General features: G+C 69.2%; 15 protein-coding genes. 5 read left to right on the top strand and 10 right to left on the bottom strand.

Going from position 1 to position 21,881, the window contains the following annotated elements:
- Positions 1–3 precede the first annotated feature (3 nt).
- Positions 4–390 carry a dihydroneopterin aldolase gene (folB, locus tag ACO2RV_RS02240; RefSeq protein ID WP_423289347.1) on the top strand — a complete coding sequence of 129 codons (387 nt, stop codon included), beginning with the start codon at positions 4–6 and terminating at the stop codon, positions 388–390.
- Here folB and ACO2RV_RS02235 read toward each other — a convergent pair.
- Entirely contained in the window at positions 371–1,612 is a 1,242-nt protein-coding gene (locus ACO2RV_RS02235; protein WP_423289345.1) for an acyltransferase family protein, read from the bottom strand. The two genes, folB and ACO2RV_RS02235, sit on opposite strands and share 20 nt — an antisense overlap.
- A gap of 189 nt (positions 1,613–1,801) precedes the next feature.
- Here ACO2RV_RS02235 and pepN point away from each other — a divergent pair, with 189 nt between their 5' ends.
- Positions 1,802–4,450, top strand: a complete 2,649-nt coding sequence (pepN, locus tag ACO2RV_RS02230; RefSeq protein WP_423289343.1) for an aminopeptidase N — start codon at positions 1,802–1,804, stop codon at positions 4,448–4,450.
- Between the two features lie 81 nt (positions 4,451–4,531).
- On the top strand, positions 4,532–5,992 hold the full coding sequence (locus tag ACO2RV_RS02225; RefSeq protein WP_423289341.1) for a sensor domain-containing diguanylate cyclase: 1,461 nt from the start codon (positions 4,532–4,534) through the stop codon (positions 5,990–5,992).
- A gap of 24 nt (positions 5,993–6,016) precedes the next feature.
- On the opposite strand, the gene fae is transcribed toward ACO2RV_RS02225, so the two are convergent.
- Positions 6,017–6,556, bottom strand: coding sequence for a formaldehyde-activating enzyme (fae, locus tag ACO2RV_RS02220; RefSeq protein ID WP_423289339.1), 540 nt, complete (start codon positions 6,554–6,556; stop codon positions 6,017–6,019).
- Positions 6,557–6,804: 248 nt separating this feature from the next.
- Between fae and ACO2RV_RS02215 the strand changes: the two genes are divergently transcribed.
- Positions 6,805–9,126, top strand: coding sequence for a PAS domain-containing sensor histidine kinase (locus tag ACO2RV_RS02215; RefSeq protein ID WP_423289337.1), 2,322 nt, complete (start codon positions 6,805–6,807; stop codon positions 9,124–9,126).
- Between the two features lie 9 nt (positions 9,127–9,135).
- Positions 9,136–10,251, top strand: a complete 1,116-nt coding sequence (locus tag ACO2RV_RS02210; RefSeq protein ID WP_423289335.1) for an NAD(P)/FAD-dependent oxidoreductase — start codon at positions 9,136–9,138, stop codon at positions 10,249–10,251.
- Positions 10,252–10,594: 343 nt separating this feature from the next.
- On the opposite strand, the gene ACO2RV_RS02205 is transcribed toward ACO2RV_RS02210, so the two are convergent.
- From ACO2RV_RS02205 to ccmI, 8 genes are all read right to left on the bottom strand, one after another.
- Positions 10,595–13,618: a bifunctional [glutamine synthetase] adenylyltransferase/[glutamine synthetase]-adenylyl-L-tyrosine phosphorylase gene (locus ACO2RV_RS02205; protein ID WP_423289333.1), complete on the bottom strand. Its 3,024-nt coding sequence runs from the start codon at positions 13,616–13,618 to the stop codon at positions 10,595–10,597.
- Between the two features lie 88 nt (positions 13,619–13,706).
- Complete coding sequence (locus ACO2RV_RS02200; RefSeq protein WP_423289331.1) at positions 13,707–15,128, bottom strand: ATP-binding protein; 1,422 nt, start codon at positions 15,126–15,128, stop codon at positions 13,707–13,709.
- A complete protein-coding gene (locus ACO2RV_RS02195; protein ID WP_423289329.1) occupies positions 15,112–15,792 on the bottom strand; it encodes a winged helix-turn-helix domain-containing protein in 681 nt (226 codons plus the stop codon). The genes ACO2RV_RS02200 and ACO2RV_RS02195 overlap by 17 nt, the downstream gene beginning before the upstream one ends.
- A 269-nt stretch (positions 15,793–16,061) precedes the next feature.
- Complete coding sequence (locus ACO2RV_RS02190) at positions 16,062–17,636, bottom strand: Do family serine endopeptidase (protein ID WP_423289327.1); 1,575 nt, start codon at positions 17,634–17,636, stop codon at positions 16,062–16,064.
- A gap of 96 nt (positions 17,637–17,732) precedes the next feature.
- On the bottom strand, positions 17,733–18,230 hold the full coding sequence (locus tag ACO2RV_RS02185; protein WP_423289325.1) for a cytochrome c-type biogenesis protein: 498 nt from the start codon (positions 18,228–18,230) through the stop codon (positions 17,733–17,735).
- Between the two features lie 5 nt (positions 18,231–18,235).
- Positions 18,236–20,224, bottom strand: coding sequence for a heme lyase CcmF/NrfE family subunit (locus ACO2RV_RS02180; RefSeq protein ID WP_423289323.1), 1,989 nt, complete (start codon positions 20,222–20,224; stop codon positions 18,236–18,238).
- Positions 20,221–20,667: a cytochrome c maturation protein CcmE gene (ccmE, locus tag ACO2RV_RS02175; protein ID WP_423289321.1), complete on the bottom strand. Its 447-nt coding sequence runs from the start codon at positions 20,665–20,667 to the stop codon at positions 20,221–20,223. Before ccmE ends, ACO2RV_RS02180 begins: the two co-directional genes overlap by 4 nt.
- Before the next feature lie 4 nt (positions 20,668–20,671).
- A complete protein-coding gene (gene ccmI / locus ACO2RV_RS02170; RefSeq protein ID WP_423289319.1) occupies positions 20,672–21,802 on the bottom strand; it encodes a c-type cytochrome biogenesis protein CcmI in 1,131 nt (376 codons plus the stop codon).
- Between the last annotated feature and the right edge of the window lie 79 nt (positions 21,803–21,881).

The following is a 21,881-nucleotide window of genomic DNA, read 5'->3' as shown; positions in this document are numbered from 1 at the left end:
GCCATGTCCGACCGCATCTTCCTCCGGGGTATCGAACTGCACGCCCATCACGGGCTGTTCGAGGAAGAGGCGCGGCTCGGCCAGCGCTTCATCGTCGACATCGACTGGTGGCTCGACACCGCGCCCGCCGCCGCCCACGACAATTACGACGAGACGGTGGGCTACGAGAAGGTGTTCGCCATCGTCCACGAGGTCTCCTCCGGCCACCGCTTCCACATTCTCGAAGCCCTCGCCGAAGCCATCGCGGGGACGGTGCTGGCGCGGTACGGGCGGGTGGAGAAGGTGCGGGTGGAGATCCACAAGCCGTCCGCGCCGATCGCCGGCATCTTCCGCGACGCCGGCGTCGAGATCACCCGCCGGCGCGGCGGCGTCAGCGCCTCCGGCGAATAGCGGCCGGCGCGGCCATGGCGGAGCGCGGCGGCAGCGGCGCGTAGACCCCGCCCCCCGCCTCGACATTGCGCGCGAAGCGGGCGATGTGGTCGCGCCACGGCACCTCGATCAGCCGGAAGCTGAACCGCGCAAGCCCGATCACCAGCGCCACGAAGCCGGCGAGCAGCGCCGCGGCGAGCAGCGGATCGCCGAGATCGTACAGGTTCTTGGCATGGCCCAGCACCTCGATCTCCTCGCGCACCGGCACCTCGGCGATATCGCCATAGAGCCACAATCCGTAGCCGAGCAGGACCAAGAGCGGCATGTGGATCAGGTAGATCGAATAGGACCAGCGCCCCAGCGCCTGCAGCGGTGGCACGCGCAACAGCGCGGAAAGCGCGCCGGCATCGCGCGCGAACACCAGGATGGCGAACCCGAACACGAACGGCGCCAGCACGCTGAGCGGGCGCACCTCGTCGGGACCGACACCGGCCGAAGCCACGAACAGGCCGACCAGCGCCAACACCCCGGCCTCCCACGCCGTGGCGAAGGGTAGGTTGAGGCTGCGCAGCCGCTCATGCGCGTGGTGCACTACGACGCCGGCGAAGAAGCCGGCGATGCAGCGGATGAAACCGTAATCCGCCGTCGAGTTCATGTAGGTCGGCGCGACGAGGAGGATGGCAAGCATGGCCGCGAGCGAGATCGCCAGCGCGGCCGGCAACAGCTTGCGCGCACCGGCCAGCAGCACCACGGCGGCGAACAGCGCGTAGGTGTAGAACTCCGCGCCGATGCTCCAGGCCGGTCCGTTCCAGGCGACGCCGTAGAAGCCCATCGAGTTGAGCAGGGCGGCATTCAGCAGCAGCCCCTTGAGCGAGTAATTGCCGGTATCGGCCCCGATGCGCAGGCTCTCGGGATGCAGCCCGCCGGCATTGATCGCCATGACCGCCAGCATGAAGGCGAACAGCACGGCCAGATGCAGCGGCCAGAGCCGCCCGGCGCGCCGCAGCAGAAAGCCGCCGACCTGCCGTGGGCCGCCGAGCCGGCGGCGATAGGCGTGACAGACCACGAATCCAGACAATGCAAAGAAAAAGTCGACGAAAAGATATGAATTGGAGATCAAGTTGAAATGCAGCCAGTCGATCCGCACGACATAAATGAAGTGGTAAATAAGAACCATGACGGCACATAGGCCACGCCAGGAATCGAGAGCTTCAAATCGGTTGAACCGGCCGCCTGCACTCATACGGTGATACCCTTCTGCTGTACACGCATGCGCGTACCATCACCGCCCCCACAGCTCGATCAACAGGCACGGGCCGAAAGAGTTCCACATCTTTCGTTCTTCAGTTCACCGGGCGGTGTACGGGAAGGGGCTTCCGGTCGGCGCGCCGAAGGCCTAATTCTTCATCGACAGCCGTCGGAGTGTGTGAAGATGCCGCGTGATGCCGAGCCCCAGACCGTCCGTCTGAGTGACTACCTCCCTCCGGACTGGCTTGTGGATACCGTCCACCTCGACGTCCGCCTCCACCCGACCGCGACCCGCGTGATCGCGCGGCTCGCCCTGCGGCCCAATCCGGCGGGGCGCGAGGGTTCGCCCATCGTGCTCGACGGCGACGATCTCATGCTGAAATCCGTGGCGCTCGACGGAAGGCCGCTCGCCGGCACCGCCTATGCCGAGACCCGCTCGAGCCTCACCATCTTCGCGCCGCCGCAGCGGCCGGTGGTGCTGGAGATCGAGACGCTGATCGACCCCTCCGCCAATACCAAGCTGATGGGCCTCTACCGCTCCAGCGGCACCTATTGCACGCAGTGCGAGGCGGAGGGCTTTCGCCGCATCACCTATTTCCCCGACCGGCCGGACGTGCTCGCCGTCTACACCACCCGCATCGAGGCCGAGCAGGCGGAGGCGCCGGTGCTGCTCGGCAACGGCAACCTGCAGGAGAGCGGCACGGTCGAGGGCACGACGCGCCACTACGCGATCTGGCACGACCCGTGGCCCAAGCCCTGCTACCTGTTCGCCCTCGTCGGCGGCAAGCTCGACCGCATCACCGAACCTTATCTCACCGCCACCGGCAAAAAGGTCGAGCTCGGCATCTATGTCGAGCCCGGCAAGGCGGGGCGCGCGGGCTACGCCATGGACGCGCTCAAGCGCTCCATGCGCTGGGACGAGGAAGCCTTCGGCTGCGAGTACGACCTCGACGTGTTCAACATCGTCGCCGTCGCCGACTTCAACATGGGCGCGATGGAGAACAAGAGCCTCAACATCTTCAACGACAAATACGTCCTCGCCAGCCCCGAGACCGCGACCGACGCCGACTACGCCCATATCGAGGGCATCATCGCCCACGAATATTTCCACAACTGGACCGGCAACCGCATCACCTGCCGCGACTGGTTCCAGCTCTGCCTCAAGGAGGGCCTCACGGTCTTCCGCGACCAGGAGTTCTCCTCCGACCAGCGCTCGCGCCCGGTCAAGCGCATCGCCGATGTGCGCCTGCTCAAGAGCCACCAGTTCGCCGAGGATTCCGGCCCGCTGGCGCATCCGGTGCGGCCCACGGCCTATCGCGAGATCAACAATTTCTACACGGCGACCGTCTATGAGAAGGGCGCCGAGGTCGTCCGCATGCTGAAGACCCTGCTTGGCGAGGAGGGCTTCCGCGCCGGCATGGACCTCTATTTCGACCGCCATGACGGCCAGGCGGCGACGATCGAGCAGTTCCTGGCCTGTTTCGCCGACGCCAATGGCGCCGACCTCACCCAGTTCGCGCTGTGGTACGCGCAGTCCGGCACGCCCGAACTCGACGTGCGCGGCACATGGGACGAGGCCACGCGCAGCTTCCGCCTCGATGTCGAGCAGAAGCTGCCGCCGACGCCAGGCCAGAGCGACAAGCAGCCCATGGTCATCCCGCTGGCGCTCGGTCTCGTCGGGCCGGACGGCACCGACCTGCCGCTCAACCTCGACGACGGCTCCAACACCGAGCGCGGCGTGCTCGTGGTCTCGCAGCGCAAACACAGCTTCGTCTTCCGCGATGTCGACGTGCGCCCGGTCCCCTCGCTCAATCGCGGCTTCGCCGCCCCGGTGAAGCTGACCTCCAACCTGTCGACGCCGGACCTCGTCTTCCTGGCGCGGCACGACAGCGATCCGTTCAACCGCTTCGACGCCACGCAGTCCATCGCCCTCGCTTATCTCGTCGCGGCGACGCGGGCGCAGCAGGCGGGCGCCTCGGCGCCTTCGGCCGCGCCGCTGGTCGAGGCGCTGGAGGCGACGCTCACCGATCCCTCGCTCGATCCCGCCTTCGTCGCGCAGGTGCTGTCGCTGCCCTCGGAGACCGACATCGCCCGGGAGATCGGCCGCGATGTCGACCCGGATGCGATCCACGCGGCGCGCCGCGCGCTGCGCGGCACCTTGGGCGAGGCGCTGCGTCCGGAACTTGAGACTGCCTATTCGCGTCTGCGTCCCGCCGGCGTCTATGCGCCCGACGCCACCTCGGCCGGTGGCCGCGCGCTGCGCAATGCGGGCCTCGACCTTCTCGCGGCGACCGGCTCGGGCGCCGACATCGCCCGTGTCGTGACCCATTTCGAGACGGCGGACAACATGACCGACCGCTTCTCCGCCCTCTCCGTGCTTGCCCATGGCGCGCCGGCGGAGCGCGAGGCGGCACTGGCCGCCTTCTACGAGCGCTTCAAGGGCGACCCGCTGGTCGTGGACAAGTGGCTGGCCCTGCAGGCACAGATCGCCGAACCCGGCACGCTCGAGCGCGTGCGCGGGCTGACCGGGCATACCGCCTTCGCCATGACCAATCCGAACCGGGTGCGCGCGCTCATCGGCACCTTCTCGGCCGCCAACCAGACGCAGTTCCACCGTGCCGACGGCGACGGCTACCGTTTCGTGGCCGATACGGTGCTGGCGCTCGATCCACGCAATCCGCAGCTTGCCGCGCGGCTGCTCGGCGCCTTCAAGAGCTGGCGCGCGCTGGAAATCCGGCGCCGGACGCTGGCGGAGACGGAACTGCGACGTGTCGCCGAAACATCCGGCCTGTCGCCGGATGTCGCCGACATCGTCGCCCGCACGCTCGCCTGAGCGGCCGCGGAGGATTTTTTGCGTTACGGCACGCAGTTATCGGCGCTACAGTGACGGTGTTTGCGGGACGTACAACGCTTCATGGCAACGGACGGATCTTTCCTCGATCGATCCACACTGGCGACATTGTCGTCAGCCTATCTGAGCGCGCCCGTAGCCCTTGCGACGATCGGGCTCGATCTGAAATGCCTGAACGGCAATCTCCGGCTCGCCGCCATATTGGGGCGGCCGTTGAGCGAGATCGTCGGGCGCCATGTCGATGAGCTGGTGCCCGGCTCCTCCGAGCTGGTGGGACGGGCCTTCACCCGCGCCGGGGCCGGCACGCCGCACTTCGAGCGCGAGATCGCCCTCCCCGGCAGCGACGCGGTCTATCTCGTGACTTCCGAACCGTTTCGCGACGAGGCCGGGGCGGTCGTCGGCCTGTCGCTCGCCCTGATCGACATCACCGAGCGCCGGCGCGTCACCGACGCGCTCATCGAGATGGAACAGCGCATCGCCTTCGCGCTGGAGAACGCCAATCAGTGGATCTGGGAGCTGGACATCCCGGCCAACCGGGTCCGGCGCTCGTCACACTGGAAAGCCGGCCTCGGCTATAGCCCGCTCGACCATGTCACGGGCACCGAACATGTCGCCTGGAGCGTGGTCAACCCGGAAGACCGCCCGCAGGTGCTGCGGCGCTATCAGGACCTGCTCGACGGCAAGACCGATCTGTTCGAGGCTACCTACCGCGTCCAGCACAAGAGCGGCAAATGGATCTGGATCCTCGGCCGCGGCCGCATCGTCGAGCGCGACGGCGAGGGGCGGCCGCTGCGCCTTCTCGCCACCAGCGTCGACATCACCCGGCAGAAGGAGATCGAGGAGGAACTCGGCGCCACCGTCCGCCAGCGCGAGCGGCTCGAGCGCGAACTGGTGGACGCCAACCGCCGGCTCACCGCCCTTTCGGAGATGGATGCCCTCACGGAACTGCCCAACCGGCGCAAATTCGACGAGGTGCTCGGCCGCGAGATTCATCGCAGCGGCGTTCGCCGGCCCACCCTCGCGCTGATCATGATCGATGTCGACCACTTCAAGAGCTACAACGACCTCTATGGACACATCGAGGGCGATGAATGCCTGCGCAAGGTGGCCGAGACGCTGCGCGGGTCGCTGCGGCGCGCCGGCGACATCGTGACCCGCTATGGTGGCGAGGAATTCGCCGCCGTGCTGTCGGACACCGACGAGGCGAGCGGCATCGTCGTCGCCGGGCGCATGCTGGAGGCCGTCCGCGCCCTGAAGCTGCCCCATGCCGGCAGTTCCATCGGCCATGTCACGGTCAGCATCGGCGTGACCCTGTTCGACATGACCGACCCGCCGAACACCGGCACGCTGCCGGCCACGGTGATAGCGGCGGCCGACCGGGCGCTCTATGCCGCCAAGCAGGCGGGGCGCAACTGCATCGCCGTCGCCAGCACGTCCAGCGACGGAACCCTGCGAGCCATGGTGGTGACCGAGAACGGCCCCGGCACGTCCACGACCTCCCGCGATCTGGAAGCCCGGCGCTGAGCGAGCGCCGGGCCGTCGATCCGCTCAGTACTCGACGACGCCGTCGAGCGCGTAGTGCTTGATGGTCTTGCGGTTGGCGATCAGCTCGTCGACGGTCGGCTTGCCGGTCATGGCGCGCTCGAGCGCGATCTTCATCGCCTCGTAATTGGTGCGATAGAGATCGGCCTTGTCGAGGTTCTCATCCTCGGCGCAGCGCGGATCGAGCCACACCATCACGATCATGCACAGTTCGTCCGCCTGGTCCTTCGGCAGGATGCCCTCGGCCAGTGCGTCGACGATGGCGTCGCCGATGGCGCCCTGCACCACGCCGCCGAGCAGGTCGACATAGGCAAGCGTGTGGATGGTGGCCTTGGTGGTCATCATCGTCGCCGGGCGAACCTGCTGGTTCAGGTCACGGACCACGAACATGCGGGTGTGGCCCTGCACCTGGCCCATCATCGATGCGAAGGCGTGGCCGGCCGGGCCGCGCACCGAGCCGATCAGTACTTCAGGCATGGCGTCGGTGAACTGGCCATCGGCGGCGAGGACCGTCGCTTCGCCCGTGCGGAACCAGATGTCGCTCATGTTTCGTCTCCCTGAACCCGTTTTGCCGAGGGGCCAGCGCATAGCATCGACCCTCCATAGCGTCCATGGGCGGCCGCGACATTACCGCTGCACCGTCGCGACCACTCCTAGGTTGCTGATTCGTTAACTTGACTCCCAGGGACTCTGGACACGTGGGGGTCGATTCGATTCAAATCGGGGTGATTCGGAGAGATGCGGCACATCGCTCCTTTCGTGAACTGGGCATGGGACTTCGGGGGAGGCCGGCGATGGCGCGCGCCAACGCTGCGGGCGCATCCGTGCGCGTGCAGGCCATGCAGGGCCTGGCGCGATCGGTAGCACGACCCGCATATCAGCGGCTGGTCGACGCCGAACCTTTCATGCGCAAGGCGGTGCCGGCGCTTATCGTCGCCTTTATCGCCATCGTTGCCGTCGCCGCCGTCATCCAGGTGCGTTCCTATCGCGCCGACGCGGTGGCCAGCGCCAAGGACGAGCTGGCGCTGTTCGCCTTCGCCATCTCCAGCGAGATCGACCGGCGCGGCACGGCGAGTGCCCCCGTGGAGGGCCTGCTGAAATCGGGCCTGCCCGCCCGCGCGAGCGACGACGAGCGCCGCTACGGCCTCGTCGACCAGACCGGCAAGGTCGTCGCGACCTATGACGAGGCGGCGACATCCACCACCGCCGACGACATCCGCTATTTGCTGGCCAACGTTCAGGCGATCTCGATCTTCGCCGAGGATGCCGGCGTGCTCGAAGTTGCCCTGCCGAATGGCGCCCTGGCGCTGGCAACGGTGCACAATCTGCGCTCGGTGCCGCTCCAGCTGGTCGCGGTGCAGCCGGTCGGCAGCGCGCTGTCGACCTGGCAATCCGACACCATCCTCACCGTCACGCTGCTCTCGACCACGGGAGCGGTGCTGCTGATCCTCGGTTTCGCCTTCCACTGGCAGGCGACCCGCGCCCGCGAGGCCGACGGCATCTACGACACGGTACGCGTGCGCATCGACACCGCCCTCTCGCGCGGACGCGCCGGGCTGTGGGACTGGGACATGGGGCGCGGGCGGCTGTTCTGGTCGAGCTCCATGTTCGAGCTGCTCGGCATCGAGCCGCGCGACGAGCTGATCTCGTTCGGCGAGGTCGCCGCCCTCGTCCATCCCGACGACACCAATCTCTACGACGTCGCCAAGGAAATCGCCGACAAGCCGGGCCGGATCATCGAGCGCGTCTTCCGCATGAAGCATGCCGACGGCCACTGGGTGTGGCTGCGTGCCCGCGCCGAGGTGGTGCCGCAGGAAAATGGCGAGCCGCCGCATCTCGTCGGCATCGCCGTCGACGTCACCGAGGAACGCCGGCTCGCCGAGCGCACCGCCACCGCCGACATGCGGCTGCGCGATGCCATCGAGAGCATCTCGGAATCCTTCGTACTGTGGGACAGCGCCAACCGGCTGGTGCTGTGCAACTCCAAGTTCCAGTCGCTGCACGGTTTCGGCGACACCAACGTCACGCCCGGCACCCCGTTCGACGCCGTCGCCGCCATTGCCCGCCAGCCGGTGGTGCGCATCCCGCTGCGCACCGAGGACCGCCCGGAGGAAGGCGCGCGCGCCTTTGAGGCCCAGCTGGAAGGCGGGCGCTGGCTCAAGGTCACGGAACGGCGCACCAAGGATGGCGGCTTCGTCTCGGTCGGCACCGACATCACCGCGCTGAAACGCCACGAAGAGCGGCTGATGGAGAGCGAAAAGCGCCTGATGGCGCTGGTCGCGGACCTGCGCAAATCGCAGCAGACATTGGAAATGCAAGCGCTCCAGCTGGCCGAGCTGGCGCAGAACTACGCCGACGAGAAGACCAAGGCCGAGGACGCCAACCGCGCCAAATCCGAATTCCTCGCCAATATGAGCCATGAGCTGCGCACGCCGCTCAACGCCATCATCGGCTTCTCCGAACTGATGGAGAGCGGCCTGTTCGGCCCGCTCGGCAGCGACAAGTACAACGAGTACTGCCGCGACATCCGCGATTCCGGCCGCTATCTGCTCGACGTCATCAACGACATCCTCGACATGTCGCGCATCGAAGCCGGCCGCGTGCACCTCAACTTGCAGCCGACCAAGCTCGACGAGATCATCAAGGACGCCATCCGCGTCATGTCGGTGCGCGCCGACGAGAAGCACCTCGTCGTCGCCTGCGAGAGCGATGAGGACCTCACCATCGAGGGCGACCGCCGCGCGCTCAAGCAGATCACCCTCAACCTCATCTCCAACGCCATCAAGTTCACGCCCGAGCACGGGCGGATCACGCTGCGCACGCGCGGCTCGGCGCGCTCGGCGCTGCTGGTCATCGAGGACAGCGGCATCGGCATCCCCAAGAGCGCGCTGGTCAAGATCGGCAAGCCGTTCGAGCAGGTGGAGAGCCAGTTCACCAAGTCCTACAAGGGTTCCGGCCTCGGCCTCGCCATCGCCAAGTCGCTGGTCGAGCTGCATGGCGGCACCATGCGCATCTCCTCCAATGAAGGCGTCGGCACCACGGTCATCATCCGCCTGCCGCTGCATGGCCGCCCGGCGCTGCACTACCGCACAGCGCCGGCGACGCTCGAAGGCTGACCGGCTCGCATGAGCACCTCCGAACCCGACTTCATCGACTGTGTGGTGGCCGGCGCCGGCGTCGTCGGCCTCGCCATCGCCCGCGCCCTCGCGCTGCGGGGCTGCGAGGTGCTGGTGCTGGAAGCGAGCGGGCTCGTCGGCTCGGAAACCTCGGCCCGCAACAGCGAAGTCATCCACGCCGGCATCTACTACCCCGCCGGCACGCTGAAGGCCGCGCTCTGCGTCAGCGGACGCGACGCGCTCTATGCCTATTGCGCCGAGCGGGCCATCCCGCACCGGCGCTGCGGCAAGCTGATCGTCGCCACGCGCGAGGCGGAGACGGCGAAGCTCGACGCCATCGACGCGCATGCCCGCGCCTGCGGCGTCGCCGATCTCCAGCATCTCACCGGCACCGAGGCGCGCGCGCTGGAGCCGGCGCTGAACGCGGTGGCGGCACTGCTGTCGCCGTCGACCGGCATCATCGACAGCCATGCGCTCATGCTGGCGCTGCGCGGCGACCTTGAGGATGCCGGCGGCATGATCGCCTTCAACGCGCCGCTGCTGCGCGGCGCGGTCGAGACGGACGGCTTCCGGCTCGAGGTCGGCGGCGAGGCGCCGATGACGCTGGCCTGCTCCACCTTCATCAACGCCGCCGGCCATGGCGCCGTGCCGATCGCCCGTTCCATCGCCGGCATTCCGGCCGAGACCGTCCCCCGCGCCTATTTCTGCAAGGGCAGCTATTTCACCCTGGCCGGCAAGGCGCCGTTCGCGCGCCTCGTCTATCCCGTGCCGGAACAGGCGGGTCTCGGCGTGCATCTCACCCTCGACCTCGGCGGGCAGGCCCGCTTCGGCCCGGACACCGAGTGGGTCGATACGCTCGACTATGCCGTCGATCCCGCGCGCGGCGACGCCTTCTACGCCGCCATCCGCAGCTACTGGCCGGCGCTGCCGGACGGCGCGCTACAGCCGGCCTATGCCGGCATCCGCCCCAAGATCACCCCCGCCGGCACGCCGGCCGCCGATTTCCGCATCGACGGGCCTGCCGAGCACGGGGTGCCGGGGCTGGTGCAGCTGTTCGGCATCGAATCCCCCGGCCTCACCGCCAGCCTCGCCATCGCCGATCGGGTCGTGGAGAAACTGGGGTGATCGGCCTTCCTCGGCACCTCACCCATAGCGCGCCGTCATCCTGAGAGTCTGGCTCGCAATCCCTCTCCCCGTTGGGGAGAGGTGGCCCGCGAAGCGGGTCGGTGAGAGGTTTTCACGATTGCGAAGCGCCGAAGACCCCTCACCCCAACCCTCTCCCCGTCGGGGAGAGGGAGAAGCCCGCCGTCCATACGCGCTTTCACAATTACGAGCCAGACAATGAGGTGCTCGCGCAGCGAGCCTCGAAGGATGGTCCTTGAAGCGTACTCGGACGAGCATCCTTCGAGGCCCGGCCTATGGCCGGGCACCTCACGACGACGATGCCTGCGAGTTCAGGCTCTCCCGCTCAGCCACCCGCCTCCACGCCCAATATCCGCTCGAAGGCCGCGCGCACCTGCGCCTGCGTCTCGAACAGATGCGCCTCCAGCGTCGAGAAATCCGGCATGGCGCCCGCGCGCGCCAGCAGCCGGCGCAGCGCCGGGCTGGCCTCGGCGGGGACGAACGGCCCGGTGAGCGCGAGGCGCAGCACCTGCGTCAGATCGTGCAGCAGGCGGCAGGCATCGCCGAGCAGATGGCCGTCCAGCACGTCCATGAGCCCCGCCTGCACCGCCAGTCCGATCACCCGCACCGTCGAGGTGTCGATGATCTCGGGGTGGCTGCGCGCATGCGCCAGCACGAGGTACTGGGCGATGAACTCGATATCGACCAGGCCGCCGCGGGCATATTTCAGGTCCCAGGGCTGGTCGTCGCCCTTCTCATCGGCGATGGCGCCGCGCATGTCGACGATGTCGGCGGCGAGCCGCGCCGGGTCGCGCGGCCGGCGCAGCACGTCGGCGATCGCCACCTGCACCCGCGCTCGAAACGCCGGCGGGGCCGAGACGACCCGCGCGCGCGTCAGCGCCATGTGCTCCCAGGTCCACGCTTCCTCCGCCTGATAGGCGATGAAGCGCGGCAGGCTGGTGGCGACCGGGCCGGCGCGGCCGGAGGGGCGCAGCCGCAGATCCACCTCATAGAGCTGGCCGGCATTGGTCGGGGTGGTGAGCGCGCTGACGAGGCGCTGCGTCAGCCGGGCGAAATATTGCGCGCCATAGAGCGGGCGCGGCCCGTCGCTCTCGGGCTGCTCCGCGTCGAAATCATAGAGCATGATCAGGTCGAGATCGGAGCCGGCGGTCATCTCCCGCCCGCCAAGCTTGCCCATGGCGAGCACCGCGACCTCCGCCCCCGGCAGCGTGCCGTGCGCCTCGCGGAAGCGCGAGACCACCGCCGCCTCCAGCGCGCGGATGATCACGTCGGCCAGCCGGGCGAAGGCCTCCCCCGCCCGCGCCGCCGGCAGCGTGCCGGAGAGGATGCGCACGCCGATCAGCACATGCTGCTCCTGCCGGAAGCGGCGGGCCTGGTCGAGCAGGTCCTCCTCGTTCTCGGCATCCTCGAGCAGTGCCGCGAGCCGCGCGGTCAGCGCCGGTTCGTCCGGCAGGTTGCCGAAGAAGGCGGGGTCGAGCAGCGCGTCGATCAGCGAGGGCCGGTGCGCCAGCATCTCGCCGAGGCGCGGGGCGGTGCCGAGAATGGTCGCCAGCAGTCGCACCAGATCGGGATGGCGCGCCAGCGCCGGCATCAGCCGCACCGCGACGGGCAGCTCGGCGAAGAAGCGGTCCGCCGCCGCCAGCGCCTCGTCGGGCGCGCCACCGCGCGCCAGCGCGTCGATCAGCAGCGGCACGATGGCGGCAAGGTTGGTGCGCACCGTCTCGGGCTTCAGCGCGCGATGCGCGCCGGCGAGCCAGCCGCGCACCGTGGCGCTCGCCTTGGCCGGGTCGCCATAGCCGAGCTTGTGCAGGGTGGCGAGGGTCTCGCGGTCGTCCTTGGCGCGCGGGAATTCCAGCGCGCCCTCCACCGCCGCGCGGGGTGGGGCGTCCTCGAACAGCTTGGAATAATGGTCCTGCACGCGGGCGAGGCGTTGCAGCAGCGCCTTGGCGAAGGCGTCGCGCCGGCTGTAACCCATGAAGCGGGAAAAGGCGGCCAGCGCCTCGCCATCCTCGGGGAGCGAATGGGTCTGCGCATCCGCCACCATCTGCAGGCGGTGCTCGACCCGGCGCAGGAAATGATAGGCCTCGTCCAGCTCGGTGCGCGCCGTCTCGCCGATCCAGCCGGCACGGGCGAGCAGCTCCAGCGCCTCCAGCGTGCGCGGGGTGCGCAGGTGCGGGTCGCGCCCGCCGGCGATGAGCTGCTGGGTCTGGGCGAAGAACTCGATCTCGCGGATGCCGCCGCGCCCGAGCTTCACATTGTGCCCTTCCACCGCGATGGCGGCATGGCCGCGAAAGGCGTGGATGTCCTGCTTCATCGCATGCACGTCGGCCACCGCCGCATAATCGAGCGAGCGGCGCCAGACGAAGGGCGAGAGCTGGCGCAGGAAGGCGTGGCCGAGCGCGATGTCGCCGGCGATCGGCCGCGCCTTGATATAGGCCGCACGTTCCCAGGTGGCGCCCTCGCGCTCGTAATAATCCAGCGCGGCGTCCAGCGAGAGCGCGACCGGTGTGGAGGCGGGATCGGGGCGCAGCCGCAAATCGACGCGCGCGACATAGCCCTCGCCGGTGCGCTCCTGGATCATGCGGGCGAGGCGCTGGGTCAGCCGCACGAAGAACGGCGCCGGCTCGACGTCCCGTGCCAGCGGCGCGATGGCGGGGTCGTAGAGCACGATCAGGTCGACATCGCTGGAATAGTTCAGCTCGCGCGCGCCGTGCTTGCCCATGGCGAGCACGGTGTAGCCGACGCCGGCCAGCCCCGGCTTCAGCGCGCTCTTGCGCAGCTTGCCGGCCTCCGCCGCCTCGCGGAACAGGAAGTCGGTCGCAGCGGAAATCGCCGCATCGGCGCTGTCGGTGAGTTCGGCGGTGACGGCGGTGAGGTCGAACACCTCGCCGATATCGGCCAGCGCCACGGTCAGCGCGGTCTCGGCGCGCAGCCGGCGCAGCAGCGCCATCGCCTCCGCCTCGTCCTGCGTTGCCGCCACGGCGGCGACCATTGTCGCCCGCGCCGCCGCGAGGCCGGCGGCGGGATCGGCCTCCAGCACGCGGACGAGGCGCGCGGGATCGATTCGCATCAGCTCGGTGAGAAAGGGCGAATGCTCGGCGATCCGCGCCAGCACCGCGCGAGCGGCCGGACTGGCGCTCATCAGCGCCTTGAAGCGCCCGGCCAGCGCGGCATCATCCGCGAACAGCGCGGTCAGTGTCTCTGGGATCGCAGCGGGAGGCCTGGTGCCGGCGGCAAGGCGCATCTGGCTGGCAAGGGCGTCGCGGGCAGGAGCGTCGCTCGCAAGGCCGCTGTCGCCCGCGGCAACCGCTGTTTCCGCAACCTTGGTGCCGCCCCGCCGACCTGCCATTCCGGCTCCGCCTCCTTAACTGCCTGCAAAACTAGCAGGCATTGGTTGTCAAATTCCTCAGCTGCGGCAAACCGTGCGCATAAATCCGTCAGCTGTCCGTGCCGGCTGCCGGCTCGTCCGCGCCCGCATCGAGCGGAAGGTCGATCACGACCCGCAGCCCCGGATCGTTGCCTTCCAGCGCGAGCGATCCACCATGCAGATGCACCACGGCCGCCGCCAGCGACAGGCCGAGGCCCGAGCCCGGCCGGGTGCGGCTCGCCTCCAGCCGCACGAAACGCTCCAGCACGCGCGGTCGGTCGGCCTCGGCGATGCCGGGCCCGCTGTCGGCGACCACGAGCCGCACCTTGTCCTCGACGCGCGTCGCCTCCAGCCGGATCCGGCCACGCGCGCCGATCTCGGTGGGCGCGCTGTACTTGATCGCGTTGTCGATCAGGTTCGCCAGCGCCTGGCCGAACAGTTCGCGCACGCCGCGGATCGGCAGCGGTTCGGTCGCCTCCACCGTGAGGTCGAGCCCGCTTTCGTCCGCCACTGGCTCATAGAGCTCGGCGACGCTCGACAGCGTCTCGGCGAGGTCAAACCGCACCATGGCCGCGCTGGCCTGCCCCGCCTCGGCCCGCGCGATCATCAACAGCGCGTCGAAGGTGCGGATCAGCCCGTCGGATTCCTCGATGGTCTGCTCGGTCGCCGCCCGCCACTCCTCCTCGGTGCGCGCGGTGCGCAGCGCGTCCTCGGCCCGGTTGCGCAGGCGCGTCAGCGGCGTCTTGAGATCATGGGCGATGTTGTCGGAGACCTGCTTCAGCCCCGCCATCAGCACCTCGATGCGCTCCAGCATGGCATTGAGGCTGAAGGCGAGCCGGTCGAACTCGTCGCCCGTGCCGGCTACCGAAAGCCGGCCGGAAAGATCGCCGGCCATGATGCCGTCGGAGATCGCCGTCATCTGGTCGATGCGCTTCAGCACGCGCCGGGTGACGAACAGGCCGCCGGCGACGCCGAGCACCACCAGCAGGCCGAGCCCCCACAGCGCCGGACCGATGATGATCTTGCGCAGCTCCTCGCGCTCGACCACGTCGCGGCCGACCAGCAGGCGGAACTCGCCGGGCAGGAAGACGACATGCACCAGCGCGCGGCTGGGCGAGGCCGCCTGATCCTCCGAGCGCACATAGTCGATCTCCCGCCAGCCTTCCTTGTCGAGGAAGTTGAGCGGCAGGTTCAGCACGTTGCCGGCCAGCGGATCGCCGTTGAAGCTGGTGACGAGCAAGAGGCCGGCATCGGGCGCCCGCGCCCGGCGGTTCACCACCTGCGAGAGCCGCGCAATGCCGCCGCGCTCGAACTGGCCCTGCATGAAGCGGGTATCGGTTTCGATCGCCTCGACCGCCTGCCGCGTCACCAGACGCTGCGTGTGCCAGCCGAGATAGGCGATCACCGAGCCCGCGAAGATCGCGAAGACGACGAGATAGGCCGCGATCAGCTTGAACGCGGTGGTGCGGATCAGCCTACCGAGCGACGTCACGGACGATGTATCCCGCGCCGCGCACCGTGTGGAGCAGCGGCGGCTCGAAGCCCTTGTCGATCTTGGAGCGCAGCCGCGAGACATGCACGTCGATCACGTTGGTCTGCGGATCGAAATGATAGTCCCACACATTCTCCAGCAGCATGGTGCGCGTCACCACCTGCCCGGCATGGCGCATGAGATATTCGAGCAGGCGGAACTCGCGCGGCTGCAACACGATCTCCTGCCCGCCGCGGGTGACGCGATGCGCCAGCCGGTCGAGTTCGAGGTCGGCCACGCGATAGACGGTATCGGCCGCCTGCGGCCCGCCGCGACGGGCCAGCGCCTCGACACGCGCGAGCAGCTCGGAAAAGGCGTAGGGCTTGGGCAGGTAGTCGTCGCCGCCGGCGCGCAGCCCGGTCACCCGGTCGTCGACCTGGCCGAGTGCCGAGAGGATCAGCGTCGGCGTCTTGTCGCCATGCCCGCGCAGTTCGGTGATCAGCGAGAGGCCGTCGCGGCGCGGCAGCATGCGGTCGACGACGAGCACGTCGTAGCCGCCGTCGAGCGCCAGAGCGAGCCCCTCCTCGCCATCGCCGGCGACATCCACCACATGGCCCGCCTCGCGGAACGCCTTGCGCAGATAGTCGGCGGCATCGCGGTCGTCCTCGACGATAAGCAGGCGCATGGCGGCGTCATCAGCATGATTTCTGACTTCCGCCGGATCGAGGACGCGGTTGCCCCGGCCCGGTACGGAATCAAAGGCAGCGGTAAGATTCGAACCCGTCACCATGTACGTCATTTCGAGCCTCGCGCCTATGCGAGCCGCAAGATCGCGGCCCGCTCACCCCTGTCTGAAAAAGACGACGCGGGGAGCCATGTTTCAGGCTCCCCGCGCCACCGGACCAGCTGCAGCCCAAGGGGGCGACGGAACGGACCGCAGCCGGAACCGATTCCTCAGCCGCGGTTGTCGCCGAGCGAGACCGCGACGAAGCGGGTGCCCTGCTCGGACTTGACGCGCATCAGCACGGCCTTGCGGTTTTCCTTCTTCGCGGCGGCGAGGCCGTCGCGGACATCCGCCGGGGTCATGACCGGCTTGCCGGCGACGTCGAGGATGACGTCACCCGCCTTCAGGCCGCGCTCGGCGCCGGGGCCGTTCGGATCGACCTCGGTGATGACGACGCCGAGGTCGCCCGCACCGGCCACGCCCTTGGCGGGAGCCAGCGAGAGGCCGAGGCGCGGCACGCCGGGGGCGCCCTTCTCCTCGCCGGCATCCTTCTTGGCGTCGTTCGAGGCGACGTCGGTCGGCAGCTGCTCCAGCGTCACCGGAACGGTGATCGACTTGCCGTCGCGCAGCACGCTCAGCTTCACCGTCACGCCGGGCTTTTTGCGGGCGATCTCACGCGACATCTCGCGGGAGTCCTTGATCGTGGCGCCGTCGATGGCGGTCACGACGTCGCCCGGCTTGAGGCCGGCCTTCTCGCCGGGCGTGCCCGGCTGCACCTGGGCGATCAGCGCGCCGGTGGTCTCCTTGAGGTCCATGGCCTCGGCGACCTCGTCGCTCACCGGCTGGATCTGCACGCCGACATAGCCGCGCGCCACCTGGCCGCCGGCCTTCAGCGCATCGACCACCTCGGAGACGGTCTCGGAAGGAATGGCGAAGGCGATGCCGACATTGCCGCCCGAGGGCGAGACGATGGCGGTGTTCACGCCGATGACTTCGCCGTTGAGGCCGAAGGTCGGGCCACCCGAATTGCCACGGTTGATCGGGGCGTCGATCTGCAGGAAGTCGTCATACGGGCCCGAGCCGATGTCGCGGCCGCGCGCCGAGACGATGCCGGCCGTCACCGTGCCGCCGAGGCCGAACGGGTTGCCGACCGCCACGACCCAGTCGCCGACGCGCGGCGCGGTCTCGGCGAGCTTCACCCACGGGAAGTTGTTCTTGCCGTCGACCTTCAGCAGCGCCACGTCGGTGCGCGGGTCGGTGCCGATCACCTTGGCGGTGTAGCTCTTGCCGTCGGTCATGGTGACGTCGACTTCCGAGGCGCCGTCCACCACGTGGTTGTTGGTCACGACATAGCCGTCGGCGGAGATGAAGAAGCCGGAGCCCTGGCCGACGACGCGACCATGGCCGCCGCCGGGGCCGCCGCGACGCGGGCCCATGTCGGGACCGCCCTGCGGGCCGTTCGGGCCGAGGCCGAAGCGGCGCATGAAGCGCTCGATCTGCGGGGGCACGTTCTGCGCGCCGGGCTCGTCGTCGTTCGACGCGACCTGGTCCTCGTCCTTCTTGACCTTCACGCTGACAACGGCCGGCGAGACCTTCTCGACGATGTCGGCGAAGGAGAAGGTGTTGGTCGGCTGGTTGGTGCTCAGCTGGGCCTGTGCCGGGGTGACGACGTCGGGCAGCACGAAGGCGCCAACGGCACCACCGGCCAGCGCCAGGGTGAACACGCCGGCGAGCAGACGCGAGCGGCGGCTGCGCAGCAGGGACGAAGCATTCTTGGAGGTCTCGAAGGGCGCGTTGCGCGGCATGTGTCGTTCCTCGTTCGTCGAAATCTCGCTTCCCCAACCGGGAAGGTTCGAACGAGAAGATAGGTGCCGTCTCCTTAACGCAGGCTGGCGGTGGCGTTAAAGTTTCGTAAGGTCGCGTGCCGCTTCGGCATCCCCGCCGGCAAGCACATGGGCCAGCCTGTCCTCCTCCTCGGCGCTCAGCGGCACCGTCGGCGCGGGCAGCGTCCGGCGGCGCCGATAGGCGACGAATATCCCCGCGCCGCCCACCAGCAGCACGGCGAAGGGCGCCAGCCAGAGCAGCAGGTTGGCGCCGTGCACGGTCGGGCGCATCAGCACGAACTCGCCATAGCGCGCGACCAGGAAATCCAGCACCTGGCGGTCGCTGTCGCCGGCCTTGATGCGCTCGCGCACCAGGATGCGCAGGTCCTTGGCCAGCGGCGCGTCGGAATCGTCGATCGACTGGTTCTGACAGACCATGCAGCGCAGCTCGCGCGACAGCTCGCGCGCCCGCGCCTCCTGCGCGGCGTCGGGCAGCACCTCGTCGGGCTGCACGGCGTGCAGGGGGGCGGACATCAGCCCGAGCGCCAGAACGGCAAGGAGGAGTGCACGCCGCATCGCCCTCACTCCGCCGGCACCGGCGCGGCCGCCTTGGGCTTCTTCGCGGGCTTGGGCGCGCCGACGCGCAGGCGCCGGTCGGTGAGCGAGAGCACCCCGCCGAGCGCCATGATGACCGCCCCGAGCCAGATCAGCGTCACCAGCGGCTTCCAGTAGGCCCGCACGCCGATCGCGCCGCCCGGCAGCTCGTCGCCGAGGCTGACATAGAGCTGGCTGAAGCCGAAGCTGCGGATGCCCGCCTCGGTGGTCGGCATGTTGCGCGCGGTGAACAGGCGCTTGGAGGATTCGATGGTGCCGATCTCGGCCCCGCCGCGACGGATGGCGAACACGCCGACGAGGTCGCGGTAGTTCGGCCCGTTGCGCGGCTCGACGCGGGCGAGCGTCAGCTCGTAGCCGCCGATCTCGAAACTGTCGCCGATCTTCGCGCCGATGATCCGTTCGGCATTCCAGCTGGTCTCGGCGATCATGCCGAGCAGGCAGATGCCGACGCCGGCATGGGCGAGCGCGGCACCGAAGGCCGAGCGCGGCAGCCCCTTGAACCGGGCGAAGGCGGTGGCGGCCGGCACGCGGCCGAGGCCGGCCCGCTCGGCAATATCCACCGCCGCGCCGAGGATGATGAACACGGCGAGCCCGATGCCGAGCGGCGCCAGCACCGCCCCGCCGCCCTGCGCGTAGAGGATGATCGCCGCCACGACGATGCCCGCGCCGAAGGCCAGCATCAGCCGCTGTGCCGCGCCCGCGAGGTCGCCGCGCTTCCACGCCAGCAGCGGGCCGAACGGCATGGCGAAGGCGATCGGCAGCATGAGCGCGCCGACCGTCAGGTTGAAATAGGGCGGCCCGACGGTGATCTTGGAGCCGTCGAACGCCTCCAGCGCCAGCGGGTAGAGCGTGCCGACGAACACGGCGGCGGCGGCGGCGGTCAGCAGCAGGTTGTTCAGCACCAGCGCGCCCTCGCGCGAGATCGGCGCGAACAGGCCACCCTGCCGCAGCGCCGGCGCGCGCAGCGCATAGAGCGCCAGCGACCCGCCGATGAAGAAGGTGAGGATGCCGAGGATGAACACGCCGCGCGAGGGATCGGTGGCGAAGGCGTGCACCGAGGTCAGGACGCCCGAGCGCACCAGGAAGGTGCCGAGCAGCGACAGCGAGAAGGCGAGGATGGCGAGAAGGATGGTCCACACCTTCAGCGCGTCGCGCTTTTCCATCACAATGGCGGAATGGATCAGCGCGGTGCCGGCGAACCACGGCATCAGCGAGGCGTTCTCCACCGGGTCCCAGAACCACCAGCCGCCCCAGCCCAGCTCGTAATAGGCCCAGTAGGAGCCCATGGCGATGCCGACGGTGAGGAACGCCCAGGCCGCCAGCGCCCAGGGCCGCACCCAGCGCGCCCAGGCGGCGTCGATGCGCCCGTCGATCAGCGCCGCGACGGCGAAGGCGAAGGTGACGGAGAAGCCGACATAGCCGAGATAGAGCAGCGGCGGGTGGATGGCGAGGCCGATATCCTGCAGCACCGGATTGAGGTCCTGCCCTTCGGCCGGGGCCGGCATCACCCGGATGAACGGGTTCGAGGTCAGCAGGATGAACAGCAGGAAGGCGACGCCCACCGAGCCCTGCACACCGATGACATTGGCCTTCAGCGTCGCCGGCAGATTGGCGCCGAACAGCGCCACCAGCGCGCCGAAGATCGCCAGCACCAGCACCCAGAGCAGCATGGAACCCTCATGGTTCCCCCACACGCCGGTGATCTTGTACAAAAGCGGCTTCAGCGAGTGCGAGTTCTGGACGACGTTCAGCACCGAGAAGTCGGACTGCACATAGGCCGTGGTCAGTATCGCGAAGGCGAGGCTGACGAAGCCGAAGAAGGCGATGGCCAGCGGCGGCCCCACGCGCATCAGCGCCTGGTCCCCGACCCTGGCGCCCCAGATGGGAATCGCCGTCTGCAGGATGGCGACGGCAAGCGCCAGCACGAGCGCGTAGTGGCCGATCTCCGGGTTCATTGCGTCGCCTCGCCTTCCTTCCAGACGCCCTGCTTCTTCAGCGCGTCGGCGACTTCCTTCGGCATGTACTTCTCGTCGTGCTTGGCGAGCACGCTGTCGGCGCGGAAGGTTCCGTCGCCGTCCAGCACGCCCTCGGCGATCACGCCCTGCCCCTCGCGGAACAGGTCGGGCAGCAGGCCGACATAGTAGACCGAAACATCCGCGCCGCCGTCGGTCACGACGAAACGCACATGCGCATTGTCCTGCTTCACCACGCTGCCGTCCTTCACCAGCCCGCCGAGCCTCAGCCGGCTGCCGGGCGCCGGGTGCTGGGCGGCGATGTCGCTGGGCGAGCGGAAGAACACGATGGTGTCGTTGAGCGCGAACAGCACGAGGCCGGCGGCGATGCCGAGCACGCCGAGCGCGGAGGAAATCAACAGAAGTCGCCGCCCTTTGCGGGTCATGTCGTCAGCTCCCTAGACCGAGTTCGCGCGCCAGCGCGTCGATGCGGCCGAGCGCGCCGTCGTCCTTGGCGAAATGCGTGCGCGCCTGGCCCACCGCCGCCTTGGCCTTGTCCGCCTCGCCGAGCACCGTCCAGGCCCGCATCAGCCGCAGCCAGCCTTCGAGATCATTGCCGTCCTGGGCGAGGCGGGCTTCCAGCCGCCCCACCATGCCGCGCACCATCTCGTCGCGCTGCTGCGGGGAAAGGTCCTGCGTGGCGGCGACATCGGCGGCGCTCGGGCCGGGCGCGATGGCCGGCGCGGGCGCGCCGACGCGGGCAAGCGCGTCGCGGATCAGCGGCAGCCACGGCGCATCGGCCGGCGAGGCGGCGGCGAGCGCCTGCCAGATCTTCGCGGCTTCCGCCGGCTTGCCGTCCTGCTCCGCCGCGAGGCCGAGATAATAGGATGCCTTGGGATCGTTCGGGCTGGCCGCCCGGGCGGCCTCGAAGGCCGCCTTGGCCTCGGCCGTCACCACGCCGCCGGCCACCTCGGTCAGCGCCTCGCCGAGGCCGTCCTGGCGATTGGCATTGGACCCCATGAGACGGATGGCGCTGGACCACGCCCGCGCCGCGTCCTGCGGCCGGCCCATGCGGGCATAGATCGGCGCGAGCACCTCATAGCCGCGCCCGTCATCGGGATTGGCCTCCAGATGCGCCTCGACCTTGCGGATGAGAATGGCGACGTCGGTCTGGTCCGGCCGCGCCTCGAGCCGGGCCGCCAGCGGCTGCGGGCCAAGACCGGGCGAGCCGAGCGCGACATAGAGCCCGCCCGCCAGCGCCGGCACGCCGACCAGCGCCATCAGCGCCACCACCCGCCGGCGACGGTCCGAACTGCCGGCAGCGGCGCGCTGCTGCGAAATCTCCGCCGAGGCCCGCAGGATGCGGCGGACCACCTCGGTGCGCGCGGCCTCGCCCTCTTCGGCGCCGATCAGGCCGCTTGCCCGGTCGCGCTCGATTTCCGCCAGCTGGTCGCGATAGACGGCAAGGTCCGCTTCCGCGCCATTGGTCGCGGGGCCGGCGTCCACGCTTGCGCGCAGGGGCCAGAGCACCGCGAGTATCGCGGCGCCGGTCATCAGGGCAATGGCAGTCCACAGCAACATTAGTTTTCCTCTAATGCGCTGAGGTAGCCGAGCTTGGCGGCTACGCCAATCCGTAACACCCTCAGTCGGATCGACGCAG

This window comes from Ancylobacter sp. VNQ12, assembly GCF_049445835.1.
Taxonomy (GTDB): Bacteria; Pseudomonadota; Alphaproteobacteria; order Rhizobiales; family Xanthobacteraceae; genus Ancylobacter.
This window is presented reverse-complemented; position numbering and strand designations above follow the sequence as displayed.

Bases quoted from the DNA above. Each gene is read 5' to 3' on its own strand.
- ACO2RV_RS02180 (WP_423289323.1), bottom strand. From the start codon at position 20,224: ATGAACCCGGAGATCGGCCACTACGCGCTCGTGCTGGCGCTTGCCGTC.
- ACO2RV_RS02185 (WP_423289325.1), bottom strand. From the start codon at position 18,230: ATGCGGCGTGCACTCCTCCTTGCCGTTCTGGCGCTCGGGCTGATGTCC.
- fae (WP_423289339.1), bottom strand. From the start codon at position 6,556: ATGAGCGACATCTGGTTCCGCACGGGCGAAGCGACGGTCCTCGCCGCC.
- ACO2RV_RS02210 (WP_423289335.1), top strand. From the start codon at position 9,136: ATGAGCACCTCCGAACCCGACTTCATCGACTGTGTGGTGGCCGGCGCC.
- ACO2RV_RS02225 (WP_423289341.1), top strand. From the start codon at position 4,532: ATGGCAACGGACGGATCTTTCCTCGATCGATCCACACTGGCGACATTG.
- ACO2RV_RS02215 (WP_423289337.1), top strand. From the start codon at position 6,805: ATGGCGCGCGCCAACGCTGCGGGCGCATCCGTGCGCGTGCAGGCCATG.
- folB (WP_423289347.1), top strand. From the start codon at position 4: ATGTCCGACCGCATCTTCCTCCGGGGTATCGAACTGCACGCCCATCAC.
- pepN (WP_423289343.1), top strand. From the start codon at position 1,802: ATGCCGCGTGATGCCGAGCCCCAGACCGTCCGTCTGAGTGACTACCTC.
- ACO2RV_RS02235 (WP_423289345.1), bottom strand. From the start codon at position 1,612: ATGAGTGCAGGCGGCCGGTTCAACCGATTTGAAGCTCTCGATTCCTGG.
- ccmI (WP_423289319.1), bottom strand. From the start codon at position 21,802: ATGTTGCTGTGGACTGCCATTGCCCTGATGACCGGCGCCGCGATACTC.
- ACO2RV_RS02205 (WP_423289333.1), bottom strand. From the start codon at position 13,618: ATGGCAGGTCGGCGGGGCGGCACCAAGGTTGCGGAAACAGCGGTTGCC.
- ACO2RV_RS02190 (WP_423289327.1), bottom strand. From the start codon at position 17,636: ATGCCGCGCAACGCGCCCTTCGAGACCTCCAAGAATGCTTCGTCCCTG.
- ACO2RV_RS02195 (WP_423289329.1), bottom strand. From the start codon at position 15,792: ATGCGCCTGCTTATCGTCGAGGACGACCGCGATGCCGCCGACTATCTG.
- ccmE (WP_423289321.1), bottom strand. From the start codon at position 20,667: ATGACCCGCAAAGGGCGGCGACTTCTGTTGATTTCCTCCGCGCTCGGC.